At 70.4% G+C, this 14,630-nt stretch carries 17 protein-coding genes and 4 tRNA genes; 12 read left to right on the top strand and 9 right to left on the bottom strand.

Features of this window, described 5'->3' with window-relative positions:
- Positions 1-3 precede the first annotated feature (3 nt).
- Positions 4-993 (top strand): zinc-dependent alcohol dehydrogenase family protein, encoded by a 990-nt coding sequence (locus ACFFC4_RS03405; RefSeq protein WP_375497790.1) that lies wholly within the window; start codon positions 4-6, stop codon positions 991-993.
- 3 nt (positions 994-996) lie between these two features.
- Positions 997-2,409, top strand: coding sequence for a xylulokinase (xylB, locus tag ACFFC4_RS03400; protein WP_375497788.1), 1,413 nt, complete (start codon positions 997-999; stop codon positions 2,407-2,409).
- A 40-nt stretch (positions 2,410-2,449) separates the two neighbouring features.
- Here xylB and ACFFC4_RS03395 read toward each other — a convergent pair.
- From ACFFC4_RS03395 to ACFFC4_RS03370, 6 genes are all read right to left on the bottom strand, one after another.
- Positions 2,450-2,523, bottom strand: a tRNA-Phe gene (locus ACFFC4_RS03395).
- Positions 2,524-2,563: 40 nt separating this feature from the next.
- Positions 2,564-3,280, bottom strand: coding sequence for a sirohydrochlorin chelatase (locus tag ACFFC4_RS03390; RefSeq protein ID WP_375497786.1), 717 nt, complete (start codon positions 3,278-3,280; stop codon positions 2,564-2,566).
- Positions 3,280-3,356: transfer RNA gene (locus tag ACFFC4_RS03385), tRNA-Asp, on the bottom strand. Before ACFFC4_RS03385 ends, ACFFC4_RS03390 begins: the two co-directional genes overlap by 1 nt.
- A 77-nt stretch (positions 3,357-3,433) precedes the next feature.
- Positions 3,434-3,506, bottom strand: a tRNA-Glu gene (locus ACFFC4_RS03380).
- Between the two features lie 121 nt (positions 3,507-3,627).
- Positions 3,628-4,188, bottom strand: a complete 561-nt coding sequence (locus tag ACFFC4_RS03375; RefSeq protein WP_375497785.1) for a hypothetical protein — start codon at positions 4,186-4,188, stop codon at positions 3,628-3,630.
- An 89-nt stretch (positions 4,189-4,277) separates the two neighbouring features.
- A complete protein-coding gene (locus ACFFC4_RS03370; protein WP_375497783.1) occupies positions 4,278-5,240 on the bottom strand; it encodes a prephenate dehydrogenase in 963 nt (320 codons plus the stop codon).
- A gap of 142 nt (positions 5,241-5,382) precedes the next feature.
- On the opposite strand from ACFFC4_RS03370, the gene ACFFC4_RS03365 reads away from it, so the two are divergent.
- The 4 genes from ACFFC4_RS03365 (at position 5,383) to ACFFC4_RS03350 (ending at position 6,963) form a co-directional block, all read left to right on the top strand.
- On the top strand, positions 5,383-5,889 hold the full coding sequence (locus tag ACFFC4_RS03365) for a tRNA adenosine deaminase-associated protein (RefSeq protein ID WP_375497781.1): 507 nt from the start codon (positions 5,383-5,385) through the stop codon (positions 5,887-5,889).
- Positions 5,890-5,893: 4 nt separating this feature from the next.
- On the top strand, positions 5,894-6,409 hold the full coding sequence (locus ACFFC4_RS03360; protein ID WP_375497779.1) for a tRNA adenosine deaminase-associated protein: 516 nt from the start codon (positions 5,894-5,896) through the stop codon (positions 6,407-6,409).
- Positions 6,406-6,858: a tRNA adenosine(34) deaminase TadA gene (gene tadA / locus ACFFC4_RS03355; RefSeq protein ID WP_375497777.1), complete on the top strand. Its 453-nt coding sequence runs from the start codon at positions 6,406-6,408 to the stop codon at positions 6,856-6,858. Before ACFFC4_RS03360 ends, tadA begins: the two co-directional genes overlap by 4 nt.
- A gap of 17 nt (positions 6,859-6,875) precedes the next feature.
- Positions 6,876-6,963 (top strand) — tRNA-Ser (locus ACFFC4_RS03350).
- 18 nt (positions 6,964-6,981) lie between these two features.
- On the opposite strand, the gene ACFFC4_RS03345 is transcribed toward ACFFC4_RS03350, so the two are convergent.
- From ACFFC4_RS03345 to ACFFC4_RS03335, 3 genes are all read right to left on the bottom strand, one after another.
- Complete coding sequence (locus ACFFC4_RS03345; RefSeq protein ID WP_375497775.1) at positions 6,982-7,641, bottom strand: 3-oxoacid CoA-transferase subunit B; 660 nt, start codon at positions 7,639-7,641, stop codon at positions 6,982-6,984.
- A gap of 100 nt (positions 7,642-7,741) precedes the next feature.
- Entirely contained in the window at positions 7,742-8,401 is a 660-nt protein-coding gene (locus ACFFC4_RS03340; protein WP_375497773.1) for a 3-oxoacid CoA-transferase subunit A, read from the bottom strand.
- Positions 8,402-8,446: 45 nt separating this feature from the next.
- Entirely contained in the window at positions 8,447-9,007 is a 561-nt protein-coding gene (locus ACFFC4_RS03335; protein ID WP_375497771.1) for a YceI family protein, read from the bottom strand.
- Between the two features lie 106 nt (positions 9,008-9,113).
- Here ACFFC4_RS03335 and ACFFC4_RS03330 point away from each other — a divergent pair, with 106 nt between their 5' ends.
- From ACFFC4_RS03330 to ACFFC4_RS03305, 6 genes are all read left to right on the top strand, one after another.
- On the top strand, positions 9,114-9,644 hold the full coding sequence (locus ACFFC4_RS03330) for a MarR family winged helix-turn-helix transcriptional regulator (protein WP_375497769.1): 531 nt from the start codon (positions 9,114-9,116) through the stop codon (positions 9,642-9,644).
- 109 nt (positions 9,645-9,753) lie between these two features.
- The gene (locus ACFFC4_RS03325) at positions 9,754-10,941 is read left to right on the top strand and encodes a PP2C family protein-serine/threonine phosphatase (protein ID WP_375498140.1); all 1,188 of its coding nucleotides are present in this window, start codon (positions 9,754-9,756) and stop codon (positions 10,939-10,941) included.
- On the top strand, positions 10,938-12,485 hold the full coding sequence (locus ACFFC4_RS03320; protein WP_375497767.1) for an ATP-binding protein: 1,548 nt from the start codon (positions 10,938-10,940) through the stop codon (positions 12,483-12,485). The genes ACFFC4_RS03325 and ACFFC4_RS03320 overlap by 4 nt, the downstream gene beginning before the upstream one ends.
- Positions 12,466-12,927, top strand: coding sequence for a response regulator (locus ACFFC4_RS03315; RefSeq protein WP_375497765.1), 462 nt, complete (start codon positions 12,466-12,468; stop codon positions 12,925-12,927). The genes ACFFC4_RS03320 and ACFFC4_RS03315 overlap by 20 nt, the downstream gene beginning before the upstream one ends.
- 101 nt (positions 12,928-13,028) lie before the next feature.
- Positions 13,029-13,301: a hypothetical protein gene (locus tag ACFFC4_RS03310; RefSeq protein ID WP_375497763.1), complete on the top strand. Its 273-nt coding sequence runs from the start codon at positions 13,029-13,031 to the stop codon at positions 13,299-13,301.
- 134 nt (positions 13,302-13,435) lie between these two features.
- Positions 13,436-14,590, top strand: coding sequence for an MFS transporter (locus ACFFC4_RS03305; RefSeq protein WP_375497761.1), 1,155 nt, complete (start codon positions 13,436-13,438; stop codon positions 14,588-14,590).
- The last annotated feature ends 40 nt before the right edge of the window (positions 14,591-14,630 follow it).

Below are 14,630 nucleotides of genomic sequence, written 5' to 3'. Positions count from 1 at the left end.
GTCATGAGAGCCGCAGTCGTGAAGTCGGTCGGCGAGGTCGCGGTCGAGACCGTCGACGATCCGACTCCCGCCGCGGGCGAGGTCGTGGTCGAGGTCGCCGCCTGCGGGTTGTGCGGGACAGACCTACACATCCTGCAGGGCGAGTTCGCGCCGAGTCTGCCCGTCATTCCGGGGCACGAGTTCGCCGGCACGGTCGTGGCGCTCGGCACCGGAGCGGTAGGCGTCAACGAGGGTGACCGGGTGGCCGTCGACCCGTCGCTGTACTGCCACGAGTGCCACAACTGCCGGCGCGGACGCAACAACCTGTGCCTGCGATGGGGCGCGATCGGCGTGACGGCGGCCGGCGGCGCAGCGCAGTACGTCGCGGTACCGGCCGCCAATTGCGTGACGCTGCCCGAGCACATCGACACCCGCGACGCGACGTTGATCGAGCCGCTGTCGTGTGCCGTACGCGGCTACGACGTGCTCAGCAGTCAGCTGGGCGCGCACGTGCTCATCTACGGCGCCGGCACGATGGGACTGATGATGCTGCGTCTCGCGCAGCGCGTCGGTGCCACCAGCATCGACGTCGTCGACCTCAACAAGGAGCGCCTCGACGTGGCTCGTGGGCTCGGGGTCACGCACGCCGAGACCACGGCTGAGGGCATCGAGCCACCCTTCGGCTGGGACCTCGTGGTCGACGCCACGGGCAACGCCAAGGCGATCCAGGACGGCCTGGACCGGGTGGCGCCGGGCGGCACGTTCCTGCAGTTCGGCGTCGCCGACTACGCCGCGGAGGCGGTTATCAAGCCGTACCGGATCTACAACAAGGAGATCACGATCACCGGTTCCATGGCGGTGCTGCACAGCTACGAGAGGGCTGCGGACCTGTTCGCCACCGGAGTGCTCGATCCGACGTTGTTCATCACCAACCGGGTGCCGCTCGAGCAGTACGCCGACGCGATCGAGGCGTTCAAGTCCGGTACCGGGCTCAAGACCCAGGTGGTGCCGTAGCCGTTGGCGCTCGTCGCGGGCGTGGATTCGTCCACACAATCGTGCAAGGTGCACGTCGTCGACGCGGACACCGGAGCCCTGGTGCGTTCCGCCGCGGTGGCCCACCCGGCCGGTACGGAGGTGGATCCGCAGGCGTGGTGGACAGCGCTGCAGCAAGCGATCGCAGCCGCCGGGGGGTTCGCCGATGTCGCCGCGGTCGCAGTCGGTGCCCAGCAGCACGGCATGGTGTGCCTCGCCGAGGACGGCTCCGTCGTTCGGGACGCCCTGCTCTGGAACGATCTGCGCTCCGCCCCGGCCGCGCGGGCACTGACCGAGGAGCTGCCGGGCGGCGCCGGCGGCTGGGCGGCAGCGGTCGGGTCCGTGCTCGTGGCATCGTTCACCGTCACGAAGCTGCGCTGGCTGGCCGAGCACGACCCGGTGGCGCTCGATCGCACGGCGGCGGTCTGCCTGCCGCACGACTGGCTCACGTGGCAGCTGGGTGGGCGGCGCGAACTCGTCACCGACCGCAGCGACGCGAGCGGCACCGGGTACTGGTCACCCGCGACGGGCGAGTACCGCGACGACCTGCTGCGGCTCGCCTGCGGGGCGCGTCCGGACCTGCCACGCGTGCTGGCGCCGGCCGAGCAGGCGGGCGAGCTCGCCGCGTCGGCTGTCGTCCTCGGCCCCGGCGCGGGCGACAACGCGGCGGCGGCGCTCGGCACCGGCCTCGGACCGGGGGACGTGCTGGTCTCGTTGGGCACGTCCGGGGTGGCCTGCGGGGTCGGAACCGCGCCTACGGCGGACCCGTCAGGGGCCGTCGCCGGTTTCGCCGACGCCACCGGGCAGTTCCTGCCGCTGGTGTGCACGCTCAACGCCACCCGCGTCCTCGACGCAGTGGCGACGATGTTGGGAGTCGACCTGCCCACCCTGTCCGCCCTGGCGCTGCGCGCGGACCCCGGGGCGCAGGGTGTCGTCCTCGTCCCGTACTGGGAGGGAGAGCGGACGCCGGACAAGCCGCACTCGACCGGGGCCCTGCACGGGCTGCGACTGGGCAACAGCACGCCGGCCAACATCGCCCGGGCAGCATTCGAGGGCGTGCTGTGCGGTCTCGCCGACGGTGTCGACGCCCTGCGGGTGCAGGGCCTCGATGCCCGGCGGATCGTGCTGGTGGGCGGGGGAGCGCGATCGGTCGCGGCATGCACCATCGCGTCCGCGGTGCTGGGGCTTGCCGTGGTCGTCCCGGCCGTAGCCGAGTCGGTGGCTCGGGGCGCGGCCCGCCAGGCGGCCTGGGTGCTGTCGGGCGCCGACGTCGCACCCGATTGGCCGGTGCCGGTACGTGGCGAGTACGAACACCCGGCCACACCGCACGTGCGCGAGCGTTACGCGGCCGCGCGCGAGCTGACGGTGGACGAGCCGTCGTCGGATCGGCACGCGTGACCCAGGATCGGCGGCGGCGCCATGGCGGGTGGGTACCGGGTGGCCAGGGGCGGGGTCGAACCGCCGACCTACCGCTTTTCAGGCGGTCGCTCGTACCAACTGAGCTACCTGGCCGTACAGCCGCGGGCCGGGCCCGGGCCGAACGCGAGCGAGTCTAGCCGACCGCGTCGACGCGGTTCTGCGCGAGCGCCTCGTCGTAGCGTGACCACACGAGTTCGACCACCGCGGGATGCACGCCGATCGGATCGCCGACCTCGGTCAGCTCGTCGGCCGCGTCGCGCAGCGTGGTGACGAACTGACCCTCGGCCAGCAGGTAGGTGAGCACCTGCAGCGGCCGGGCGAGCGCGGACAGCTCGGCAGGCAGGTCGTCGGCCATGGTGAACACCGGGACGGTCGCGCCGGTGCGCTCGCCGATCAGGCGCGCCACCTCGTCGAGCTCGGTGCGCGCCTCGGGTCGGGTGGAGCCGGCACCGACAAGGGCCACGGCGGCGCTGGCGGCGTTCACGGCGCTGGCGGCGCCCGCCGGCAGCCGGTCGAACATCGCCTCGACGAGCAGCGGATGCGGGCCGAGGTGCCGGGCGAGCAGCGTCGATGGGCGGTCGCCGATGGCCTCGGGGATGTCGTGCTGCACGTGGAAGCCGGTGGACAGCAGGGCGGGCACGATCACCGCCGGTCGATCGTCGGTGGCCAGCACGTCGGCAAGGCGCGGGTCCACGACATCGAGGTAACAGAGCTCGACGAGGGTGCCGGGGCGGGCGGCGCCGACGGCATCGCGAAGCTCGCGGGTGGTCTGCAGCCCGACGGTGGAACGGGTGCCGTGGGCGACGAGCAGCAGGCGAGGGTGCTTTGGCTGCTGGAGCTGTTCGTGCATGGCGACCCCGACGGGACTTGAACCCGCGACCTCCGCCGTGACAGGGCGGCACGCTAACCAGCTGCGCTACGGGGCCTCGGCGACCCGACGTGCGGGCCGATCTGGCGGTATTGACGGTGCTACTTCACTCAACGCTGCTACGGACGTCGTACGTGCCCCCAACGGGATTCGAACCCGTGCTACCGCCTTGAAAGGGCGGCGTCCTGGGCCTCTAGACGATGAGGGCGGCGAACCGCATCATGCTAGCCCCGCTGGTGGACCCTCCCAGCATAGGGGACGGCGCGAACCGCGCCCAACCCGGTTCCGGCTGCCGGCCCGCGCGGACGTCGGCGCGAGGCGCGGCGCGGTCAGACGCACGCGCCTATCGCGCGGAAACCCTTCAACGAGGCGAAGTGGCCCGAGGCAGCGCTCCCGATGGGGAAGGGCGCGCGCGAGTAGGCGCCGTCACCCTGCACGACGGGTTGGATCTTGTGTCGCGACGTGAACGATCGCGTACTTGTCTTTGCGCCGCGGCGATGCGAGGTGCCGTTGTCGTAGGCCAGGTAGGTGACGAGGTACCACTTCTTCGTCGTGCAGTCGCGGATGTACCCGCCGAAGGTGCCCTGGAACAACCGGCCGACCGTGTCCCACTGCAGCATGATCCGCACGTGGTGCGCGCTGCGGACCAGGCAGGCGAGGCCCAGCGCCTCGTTGTGCTTGGTGATTGCGCCCGTCCGATCCTTGCCCAGACCCACCCCGATCGAGATCCCGACGTACGACGTGTTGGTGGACGCGCAATTGCCCGACTGCTGCGGTGGGTCGAGCGTCGCAGCGGCCGGGGTGGCCTGAGCGACCACGAGTACGAGCAGCCCGAGGGCCAGCAGGAACAACCGCAGGGCCGATGCGGGGGCCACTCTGATCATCGTCATGGGGCGAAGCTACCGCCGGCCGACGACCCGCAGGGGGCCGAGTTCGCGCCCTGTGGACAACCGGTCGGGACGAGCCGCCACGCTGCAGCTCAGACGGGGCGCATGCCCAACAGTCGGACGCCATCGGGCTCTTGCAGCACGGCAGTGATCCACCCCCCGCAGCGCCCGTGCGCGACCAGCGCAGCAGCATCGGCCCGCAGCTCGACGGGCTCGACCTGGCGGTGCTCCCAGTTGATGCGCGCCGCGTGGCCGGCGTCGGCGAGCGAAAGCACGGAACCGCCCGAGCGCAGCGCATCGCGGGCCTCGACGAGGTAACTGATGGCGTCGTCGAGTGCGGTGGGCAGCGCAGGATTCCCGTCGCACCACGTGGTCACCAGTTCGGGACGGGTCCGTGCCACCCGCGAGCCGGACATGTACGAACCGGCCGCCAGCGTCAGCCCGAGCGGGCCGCCGGCAAGCCCGGTCAGGGCCAATGCCTCGGCCAGCACGTGTGGCAGGCCGATGACCCGGGCGACCGCGGCGTCCTGGTCGGCGGCCGTGGTGGGCACCGGGCGCGCACCGATGTCGCAGACGAAGGACGCGAGCCGCAGCCAGTCGTCGAGGTCGGTGTCGGCTTCCAGCACGAGCGACCACGACGCATCGCGGAACATCGCTGGCCGCGCGGCCGGCCACCCGGTGTCCTCGACACCGGCTAGTGGGTGCCCGCCGACGAACGAGACGCCAGGGAGCTCGGCGCGGACTGCGTCGACGACCGGTTGCTTGAGGGTGCCGACGTCGGTGACGATCGCGCCGGGTGACAAGTGCCCGCGCAGGGCGGCTGCGGCGTCGCGGACGGCGGGCAGCGGCATGGCCAGGACGATCAGGTCGGCACCGCGGGCGGCCGCGGCGGTCGAGGGCGCCACCGCGAACCCGTCGCTGCTCGCCGCCTCGAGGGCGGCAACGTCGACGTCGTAGCCGACGCCCGCGATGCCCGCGTGCCGGACGGTCTGCAGGATCGAGCCGCCGATCAGGCCGAGCCCCAGCACGGCGACGCGCGCAAAGCCCGTGCTCATCGGGGATCGCGAAGCTGGGAGTGCACATCGACGACCGTAGTGGCCTGACGTAACGCCTTCCTGCTGCCGTCCGGACGTGTCAGGATCGTGATCTGCGCGCTGGGCACGCGCGGGTGCACCCGGACGGCGAGGGAGGTCAGCTGTGGCTGCTCGTGGATTCGCCGTGGCGGTATTCAAATCTGTTGCCAGCGATGCCGCGACCGACGCTGCGCAGTGGCGTCTCGAGCCGTTGCCGCCGACGGTGCTCGAGGACCTCGGCGTCCTGCTCGCCGCGCTGCGCTCGCAGCCGCCCGAGGGCGGCCCGTTCGTCATCGCGTGCGTCGAGGAGGAGTTCTTCGTCATCGCCCGCCAGGAGGGCCGGCGCATCGCGCTGCTGCTGTCCGACCTCACCGCCGCCGTCGAGTTCCCGCTGGCCGAGCAGGCCATCACCCGGTTGGGCGAGGACCCGCCCAACGACGATGAGCTCGACGAGGTGTGGCCGGTCGGCGACCTCGAGCTGTTCGAGGATCTCAACCTCGGCGAGGACGAGATGGAAGAGATCCTCGACGACCTCGAGGCGTTGCCGGAGGAGATGCTGGACGCCATCATCGAGCGCCTCGAGCTGACGGAGGCGTACGTGCGGGCCACGGATGCGGCCTGGGTCCGGTGATCCGGTGTCGTACTTCGCAGCAGCACTGACCCGCCGCGGCGACCGGTGGACCGGCGAGGAGGCCGACCTGTCGGAGTGCGAGTCGATCGCCGACCTCGGTGATGTCCTGCGTGACCTGCCCGGCGAGGTGCGCCTGCTGGTGATCGAGCAGGACGACGAGTACGCGGCGCTACTACGCCTGGACGACACCGAGGACGATCCCCGGGCCTTCCTGTCCGACGGGCACGCTGCGGACCGCTACCCGATGGCCGCGATCGTCGCCGAGGAGCTTGCCGAGATCGGCGGTGACGCGCTGGCTGACAACCCCGTCGTCGCCGCCGATCCAGACCTCGCCGAGACGGCCGCCGCGGTCCACGACAGCGCTCCCTTCGGCGATGCCGACCTCGTCGAGGACCTCGGAACCTCGGCTGCGGACCTGATCGAGATGTGCGAGCACCAGGGCACGCTGCCCGTCGACCTCGTCCTGGCCGTCTGCGAGAAGGCCGGCTGCGGCGCGGTCTTCGAAGACCTGCGGGGATGACGGACGACCTCACGTTGATGGGGGCCGCGCTGGAGCTCGCGGCCGCTACCGGCGAGGCGGGCGAGATCCCGGTGGGCGCGCTGGTCGTCGGACCCGACGGCACCGTGCTTGCCGCGGCGGCGAACGCGCGTGAGGCATCCGCCGACCCGACCGCCCACGCCGAGGTGGTGGCGTTGCGCCGGGCCGGTGCAGCGCTCGGCGACTGGCAGCTGACCGGTTGCACGCTGGTGGTCACCCTCGAGCCGTGCACCATGTGTGCGGGCGCACTCGTCCTCGCGCGAGTGGCCCGGCTGGTGTTCGGCGCCTGGGACCCGAAGGGGGGTGCGGTCGGGTCACTATGGGATGTCGTGCGCGACCGCCGGCTCAATCACCGTCCGGAAGTGCTCGGCGGCGTCCGTGCAGACGAGTGCGCAGCCCTGCTGGAGGCGTTCTTCGCCGCCCGCCGCTGACCTGTAACCTCTTCTGCGGTGGCGTGTCCGAGCGGCCAAAGGAGCACGCCTCGAAAGCGTGTGTGGGTAAAACCACCGTGGGTTCGAATCCCACCGCCACCGCCAGGCAGGATCCGCCGAGCGTCAGTCGACGCTGAATTCCACCGGCACCCGCGAACGCAGGCTGTCGGCGCTGATGCCGTACGTCGCGACGAGCTGCACGCCATCGGGGGCGATGTTGAACACCGCGTAGTCGGTGAAGACGCGGCTGACGCAGCCGACGCCGGTGAGCGGGTAGGTGCAGGCGGGCACCAGCTTGGACTCTCCGCCGCGGGTGAACAGCGACATCATCACGTAGACGTCCTTGGCGCCGATGGCGAGGTCCATGGCGCCGCCGACGGCGGGGATCGCGTCGGGTTCGCCGGTGTGCCAGTTCGCGAGATCGCCCCGCTCGGACACCTGGAAGGCCCCGAGAACGCACACGTCGAGGTGGCCGCCGCGCATCATGGCGAAAGAATCGGCGTGGTGGAAGTAAGCGGTGCCGGGCGTCTCGACGACCGGGATCTTGCCGGCGTTGATCAGGTCGGGATCGATCTCGTCGCCGGTTGCGGCCCGGCCCATACCCAACATGCCGTTCTCGGTGTGCAGGGTGACACCCCCGCCGATAGGCAGGAAGTCGGCGACGGTGGTGGGCTGGCCGATACCGAGGTTCACGTAGGACCCCGCCGGGATGTCGGCGGCCACGAGTTCGGCCAGCTCGCGCTTGTCCAGCGGCCCACGATCTGCGTGCTCGACGACTTTCATCGACCCTCGCCCCGACCGCTCGCTGCGCTCGGGCCCGGCCTCGCGCCGATATGCGGCTTCGCCGCGATGATCACATTGTGCGCTCCGCAAGCGTCGCTCATCAGATGACCACCACGGTGTCGACGAAGATCCCTGGCGTGACAACAGCCTCGGGATCGAGGGCGCCAGCCGGGACGAGCTCGCCCACCTGTACGACGGTCGACGCCGCTGCGGTGGCCATCACCGGGCCGAAGTTGCGGGCCGTCTTGCGGTAGACGAGGTTGCCGGCCTCGTCCGCGCGGTGCGCCTTGATCAACGCGACGTCGCCGCGGATGGGGTATTCGAGCACGTAGCCCCGCCCGTCGATCGTGCGGGTCTCCTTGCCCTCGGCGAGCGGGGTGCCGACGCCGGTGGGACCGAAGAAGGCACCTATCCCGGCGCCCGCGGCCCGCATGCGCTCGGCCAGGTTGCCCTGGGGAACGAGTTCGAGCTCGATCTTGCCGGCTCGGTAGAGCCCGTCGAAGACCCAGGAGTCGGACTGCCGCGGGTACGAGCAGACTATCTTGCGGACCTGTCCGGCAGCGAGCAGCGCGGCCAGCCCGACGTCGCCGTTGCCGGCGTTGTTGTTGACCACGACGAGGTCATGCACGCCAGATCGCAGCAGCGCATCGATCAGCTCGACCGGTTGCCCTGCGGCGCCGAAGCCGCCGATGAGCACAGTCATCCCGTCGGCGACGCCGGCAACCGCCTCGTCAGCGGACTCGACGACGGTCGGGCTCATCGGGCCGGCCGCGGGGCACGTTGCACGCGGCCAGCCTAGCGAGCCTCAGGAGGACTTGATCGCCGAGATCTCGAATTCCAGCGTGATCTTCTCGCTGACCAGGACGCCACCGGTCTCGAGCGCGGCGTTGAAGCTGACGCCGTAGTCGGAGCGCTCGATGGTCGTACTGCCCTCGAAGCCGATGCGCAGGTTGCCGTACGGGTCCTTGGCCGAGCCCTGGAACTCCAGCGGCAAGGTGACGGACTTGGTGACGCCCTTGATGGTGAGGTCGCCGGCGACCGCGAAGTCGTTGCCGCCCTCATGGCTGACGGAACTTGAGACGAAGGTGATCTCCGGGTGGTTCTCGGCGTCCAGGAAGTCGTTGGTACGCAGGTGACCGTCGCGCTGCTCGTTGCGGGTATCGATACTGGCGACCTGGGCGGTTACCTGGACACGGGAGGCGGCCAGATCCTCCCCGTCGACGGTGATGGTGCCCTCGAAGTCGTTGAAGGCACCGCGGACCTTGGTGACCATCGCGTGCCGGGCGACGAAGCCGAGACGCGAGTGCACGGGGTCGAGGGTGTAGGTGCCGGTAAGGGTCGTGAAGTCGGTGGTGGTGGCTGTCATCTGAGTGCTCCTGAGCGGGAAGGACGAGGACGCCTCTTGGTTGAGGCATCAACTAGACTGTAGGCACCGGAAGATGACGTGTCAACAACGTGCGTATGATGAAGTCATGACCGGGACGACACGCGCGGGCGACGACATGGCCGTCGGCGTGCCGACGCGCTGGCTCACCGACGACGAGCAAGCGGCCTGGCGGGCCTTTCTGACCATGAAGACCCAGCTCGATGCGCAACTCGGCCGCGACATGCAGGACGAGGGCGGGTTGTCGATGGCCGACTTCGCAGTGCTGGTCCCGCTCAGCGAACACCCTGACGGACGGATGCGCATCCTCGAACTGGCGCGGGGGCTGCAGTGGGAGAAGAGCCGGCTGTCCCACCAGCTGACCCGGATGCAGCAACGCGGTCTCATCGAGCGGTCCAACTGCTGCGAGGACCGCCGAGGCGCCTTCGTCGTGCTGACCGATGCGGGTGCTTCGGCGGTGCGTGCCGCCGCCCCTAGGCACGTCGAAGCTGTCCGTCGATACCTGTTCGACGTGCTGTCCCCAGAACAGGTCGTGGCCCTCGGCGACATCTCGCGAGCGGTGCAGCATCGGCTCGCAGAACAGGGCACCGGCGCGGAACCCGGCGAGACGTCGGGCTAAAAGCGCTGCTACCCATTACAGTTCGGTCGCGCGGGATCCGGCCCGGGCTCGCAGTCGTGGTGTGCCCGCGTCTGCTGCGAGGTGAACGAGCGGAGGGCACGCGGTGAGCATGCTCGACGCCGAGGGCGCCGTGGGAACGGACGGGCAGCCGGCCATCCTGCTCGTCGAGGACGACCCAGGCGACGCACTCCTTATTCAGGCGAGCCTGTACGAAGTCGGCGTGCCGGACGACGCCATCGTCTGGGCCCGCACGATGGCCGAGGCGAAGGCGGTTGCAGCCGCCCGCACGCCCCGCTGCGTGCTGCTCGACCTGGGGCTGCCCGACGCGGACGGATATTCAGCGGTCGAGGAAATGGTCGAGAGCGCGCCCGACGTCGCGGTCATTGTGCTGACCGGTCGTACCGGCCTCACCGAGCGCGACGGCGCGGCTGCGCTGGGCGTCGGCGCACAGGATTACCTGGTCAAGGACGCGATCAACGCCGAGCTGCTCGAGCGCTCGATGCGCTACGCCATGGAACGCAAGCGGGCGCAGCGCGCCCAGCGGCTGCTGCTCGAGATCCAGCTGAACGCCGCCGAGCAGGCGCGGCTCGAGCGTGGTCTGCTGCCGCGCCCGCTCCTGCGCACGACCGCCGTCGACGTCGCAACGTACTACCGGCCGGGACGCAATGACGCCGTGCTGGGCGGCGACTTTTTCGACGTCGTCGAGACCCCCGATGGCCGCGTACGCGCCGTCATCGGCGATGTGATGGGGCATGGGCCGGACGAGGCCGCTCTCGGCGTGCACCTGCGGGTGGCGTGGCGCACGCTGCTGCTGGCCGGCGTGGCCGATGAGCAGATCCTGCCCAATCTCGCCCGCCTGTTGGAGTCGGAGCAGGCCGAGCACCCGCGCTACGTCACGGCCTGCGAGATCACGATCGGCGACGGGGAGTTGTCGATGCGCGTTGCCGGGCACCCGGCACCCATCGTCACCTCGGCCGGGAGCACCAGCTACTCGAACGTCGTCATCGGGCCGCCGCTCGGGGTGCGCATCCCCGGTGTCGCCGGCAGCTGGCCGTCGAACTCGCTGGCCTTCCCGGCCGGGTCGTCGGTGCTGCTCTACACCGACGGGCTGCTGGAGGCATACGCCCTGGACCCCGCGACGGACTCGCTGGGAATCAACGAGCTGGTCGACGCGGTCACCCGGCTCGGCGGTCGGGGCGAGTCGCCCACGGCGTGGATCTCCGAGTTGGTCAGCGGCGCCCCGCTCGACTCGGTCGACGACACCGCAGCCCTGGTGTTGACGACCCCGGCACCGTGACACCCACCGCCCCGGTGGCGGCGGAATGGACCCTGCGCAGCCGGCTCGGCCGGGCTTTCACGGTGGTGGCGGTCGTCGTGCTGCTGTCCGCCGCGCTGGCCGTGCTGGCCTCGATCCGATTCGTCCGAAAGGGCAACGATCTGGTGGACCGTTGGCAGCCGGCGCTCTCTGCCAGCAAGCAGCTGTACAACGACTTCCTGGTGGAGCAGGGCGCCCTGCGCTCCTTCCTGATCACCGGACAGGCGGTCTCGCTGCAGCCGTATACCGCCGGGCCGGCCATCCGCGCGGCCGACATCCGCACGGTGCGACGCCTGGCGTCCGACCGCGCTGAGGTCGTGCGAGCCCTGCGCGACTTCCAGGCCGCGGTGGTGACGTGGGAACAGCGAAACGCTGCGCCGTTGATTGAGAAGAGGAAGCAGGGCGTGGCGATCGTGTCGACGAAGGAGACCCGCGATCGCCTCGCGCGGGTCACCGCTGCGGGCGACGCCGTGGGCACCGCGCTCGACTCCGCGATCTCCGAAGCCCGCAACGCACGCAATACGGCCGGGGCCGCGGCCGCCGCTGCCCTGGCTGTCGCCCTCGCGATGCTGGTCGTCGCTGGTCTGGTCGTGTGGCGAGGGTTGCACCACTGGGTTCTCGGGCCGGTCGAACAGCTGGGCGCTCAGACCCGGACGGTCGCCTCCGGCGACCTGTCGCGCTCGATCGTGCCCTCGGGCCCGGCCGAAATGGTGCACCTCGCTCGCGACGTCGAGGCCATGCGCGCGCAGATCGTCCAGGAGCTCGCGCGAGCCGAGGACATCTCCGAGGACCTGCGGCGCCAGAGTGCCGAGCTGGAACGCTCGAACGGCGATCTGCAGCAATTCGCCTACGTCGCCTCGCACGATCTGTCCGAGCCGCTGCGCAAGGTGTCCAACTTCTGCCAGCTGCTCGAGCGCCAGTACAGCGCGCAACTCGACGATCGCGCCCGCCAGTACATCGACTTCGCCGTCGACGGCGCGAAGCGCATGCAGACCTTGATCAATGATCTGCTGGCGCTGTCGCGAGTTGGGCGGACCACCGAGTCGTTCGTGCCGGTGGACCTGGGCGCTGTCCTCGACCAGGCCGTTGCGACGCTGAGCGACCAGCTGGACGACACCGGTGGCACCGTCGAGCGGTTGACGCCGCTGCCGACCGTCGACGGCGACCGTTCGTTGTTGTCCTCGCTGATGCAGAACCTCGTCGGCAACGCGCTGAAGTACCACCGCGACGGTGTTTCGCCCGTCGTGCGGATTGGTGCCGAACAAGACGGACGTGACTGGACGATCACGGTGGCCGACAACGGCATCGGGATCGACCCGCAGTACGCCGAGCGGATCTTCGCGGTATTTCAGCGACTGCATCTGCGCGACCAGTACGGTGGCACCGGGATCGGCCTGGCCCTGTGTCGGCGCATCGTGGACTTCCACGGTGGGCACATCCAGCTCGACACCACGCACGCGGGCGAGGGAGCCACCTTCGTGTTCTCGTTACCGGAAGGCCAGCGCCGTGCCCGATCAGCGACGTGACAGCGGCGAACGCGAGCCGCTCGAGGTCCTGCTCGTCGAGGACGATCCCGCTGACGTGATGATCGCCCAGGAGGCCCTGCGCGCGGGCAAGGTCAACACCCGACTCGCCATCGTGTCCGACGGCGTGGAGGCGATGGCGTACCTGCGCCGCGAAGGCGGCTACGCCGACGTCGAGCGCCCAGATCTCGTCCTGCTCGACCTCAACCTGCCCCGCAAGTCCGGCCAGGAGGTGCTGGCCGAGGTCAAGGCGGATCCGCTGCTGCGCTCGATCCCGGTGGTGGTGCTGACGACGTCGGCCTCGGAGGAGGACATCGCGCGGTCCTACGAGTCTTACGCGAATGTCTACGTCACCAAACCGGTCGATTTCGACCACTTCACGGCAGTGGTGAAGCAGATCGACAGCTTTTTCTCCCAGGTCGCGAAGCTGCCGCCGCCCAGCTGAGGCCATCCCGTTCCTGGGCTCGGGCTAAGGGCGGCGTGACGGGCGAAAACTCGGGTCGATTGGCTGGTTAGAACCGCGTTAGCTGGGGGAATGGTCGGTGCATGACAGCGCATGTGGGCACCATGTCCGTGGACGGAACGCCGATCTCGCAGGCCGACCTGGCCCGCATCGAGGCTGAAGAGACCCTGCACGCTGAACAGCAGCGCAAGGCCGTCCGCGTGGTGGCCGCCGCCGCCACCGACGTCGATGACGCTCGCATGCTGTTCTCGATCCTGGGCCTCGGCGATGACGTCGTCACCAGCTCGCGTAGTGAGCTGGCCTCGACCGTGACTGCGGCCGCCAAGCGTTCGCGGAAAAGCCGCGCCGCCGCCTGACCCAGCCGATGCCCAACGCGGGCTCCGTGCGCCCCTGCTTAGCTAGTCTCACTAGGCGGGACGACCGTCTCTACTGGTGGGATTCTCGCTAGAGTTGCGCTGTGAGCGTGCGACGGCGATGGACGATTCTCGCCGTGGGCACATACGCTCAGGCGGCGACGTGTTCGTTCCTCTACGGGATGCCGTTGCTCGTTGCGGCGCTGCAGGACGAGGGGCTCAGCCTGGTGCAGGCCGGCGTCCTGGTATCGGCGCCTGTTGCCGGGCTGCTGTGCACCCTCATCCTCTGGGGCGCGGCCGCTGATCGGCGCGGCGAGCGGCTGGTGATCATGACGGGCGTCGCTGCCGCCGCAGTGCTGCTGGTCGGGGCGTCGCTGACCCAGGGCCCGATCGCGTTCGGATTGCTGCTCGTGCTCGCCGGAGCCGCGGCCGGATCGGTCAACGCGGCGGGCGGTCGGATGGTGCTGGGGTGGTTCCCGGTGCATGAACGAGGGCTCGCCATGGGCACCCGACAGACCGCTCAGCCGCTCGGCGTGGCGCTCGCCGCGCTCGTGCTGCCTTCGTTCGCCCACGCGCACGGGCCGTATCTCGCGCTGCTGTTCCCCGCGATGCTCTGCGCGATTGCGGCGCTGCTGGTGTTCGTGTTCGTGCTCGACCCGGCGCGTCCGCCCGCGGTGGCCGGCGCGGCGCCGACCCGGTCGCCCTACCGCGGCTCGCGCGTCCTGGTCCGGGTGCACGCGTCCAGCGCGCTGCTGGTCGTGCCGCAGTTCGCAGTCGGCGGGTTCACGCTCGTCTACCTTGTCGCCGAGCGGCACTGGGACCCGGAGGCCGCCGGTCGGCTCGTCTTCGGGTTCCAGGTGGCCGGGGCCGTCGGCCGGGTGGCGGCCGGCGTCTGGTCCGACCGGGTGCGCAGCCGGCTGCGCCCGATGCGGCAACTGGCGGTGGCCAGCGCGGCGCTGATGGTGCTGATCGCCTTCGGGGCGGCCACCGGGTTGTGGTTCGTCATCGGCGGGTTCGGGCTGGGTGCGGTGATCACGGTGGCCGACAACGGGCTGGCGTACGTCGCGGTGGCTGAGGTCGCCGGTCGCGAGTGGTCGGGACGCGCGCTGGGGTTGCAGAACACGGTGCAGAACGTCGCTGCGGTGGCGACCCCGCCGGTGTTGGCATTCGTGGTGAGCGGAGCCGGCTACGCCTGGGGCTTCGCGCTCGTCGCGGTCTTCCCGCTGCTGGCAATTCCGCTGACGCCGGTGCGTTCCGAGGTCGCGGCCGAACCGGTGTTGGCCACCCGTTGATGTGCGTCGGGCCCACGCGAACGAGTCGCGCGGGCCCGAG

Origin of the sequence: uncultured Jatrophihabitans sp. (assembly GCF_964244045.1) — a bacterium.
In the GTDB taxonomy this organism is placed as follows: Bacteria; Actinomycetota; Actinomycetes; order Mycobacteriales; family Jatrophihabitantaceae; genus Jatrophihabitans.
This window is presented reverse-complemented; position numbering and strand designations above follow the sequence as displayed.

Bases quoted from the DNA above. Each gene is read 5' to 3' on its own strand.
- tadA (WP_375497777.1), top strand. From the start codon at position 6,406: ATGACGGACGACCTCACGTTGATGGGGGCCGCGCTGGAGCTCGCGGCC.
- ACFFC4_RS03335 (WP_375497771.1), bottom strand. From the start codon at position 9,007: ATGACAGCCACCACCACCGACTTCACGACCCTTACCGGCACCTACACC.
- ACFFC4_RS03340 (WP_375497773.1), bottom strand. From the start codon at position 8,401: ATGAGCCCGACCGTCGTCGAGTCCGCTGACGAGGCGGTTGCCGGCGTC.
- ACFFC4_RS03405 (WP_375497790.1), top strand. From the start codon at position 4: ATGAGAGCCGCAGTCGTGAAGTCGGTCGGCGAGGTCGCGGTCGAGACC.
- ACFFC4_RS03390 (WP_375497786.1), bottom strand. From the start codon at position 3,280: ATGCACGAACAGCTCCAGCAGCCAAAGCACCCTCGCCTGCTGCTCGTC.
- ACFFC4_RS03345 (WP_375497775.1), bottom strand. From the start codon at position 7,641: ATGAAAGTCGTCGAGCACGCAGATCGTGGGCCGCTGGACAAGCGCGAG.
- ACFFC4_RS03370 (WP_375497783.1), bottom strand. From the start codon at position 5,240: ATGAGCACGGGCTTTGCGCGCGTCGCCGTGCTGGGGCTCGGCCTGATC.
- ACFFC4_RS03325 (WP_375498140.1), top strand. From the start codon at position 9,754: ATGCTCGACGCCGAGGGCGCCGTGGGAACGGACGGGCAGCCGGCCATC.
- ACFFC4_RS03330 (WP_375497769.1), top strand. From the start codon at position 9,114: ATGACCGGGACGACACGCGCGGGCGACGACATGGCCGTCGGCGTGCCG.
- ACFFC4_RS03375 (WP_375497785.1), bottom strand. From the start codon at position 4,188: ATGACGATGATCAGAGTGGCCCCCGCATCGGCCCTGCGGTTGTTCCTG.
- ACFFC4_RS03310 (WP_375497763.1), top strand. From the start codon at position 13,029: ATGACAGCGCATGTGGGCACCATGTCCGTGGACGGAACGCCGATCTCG.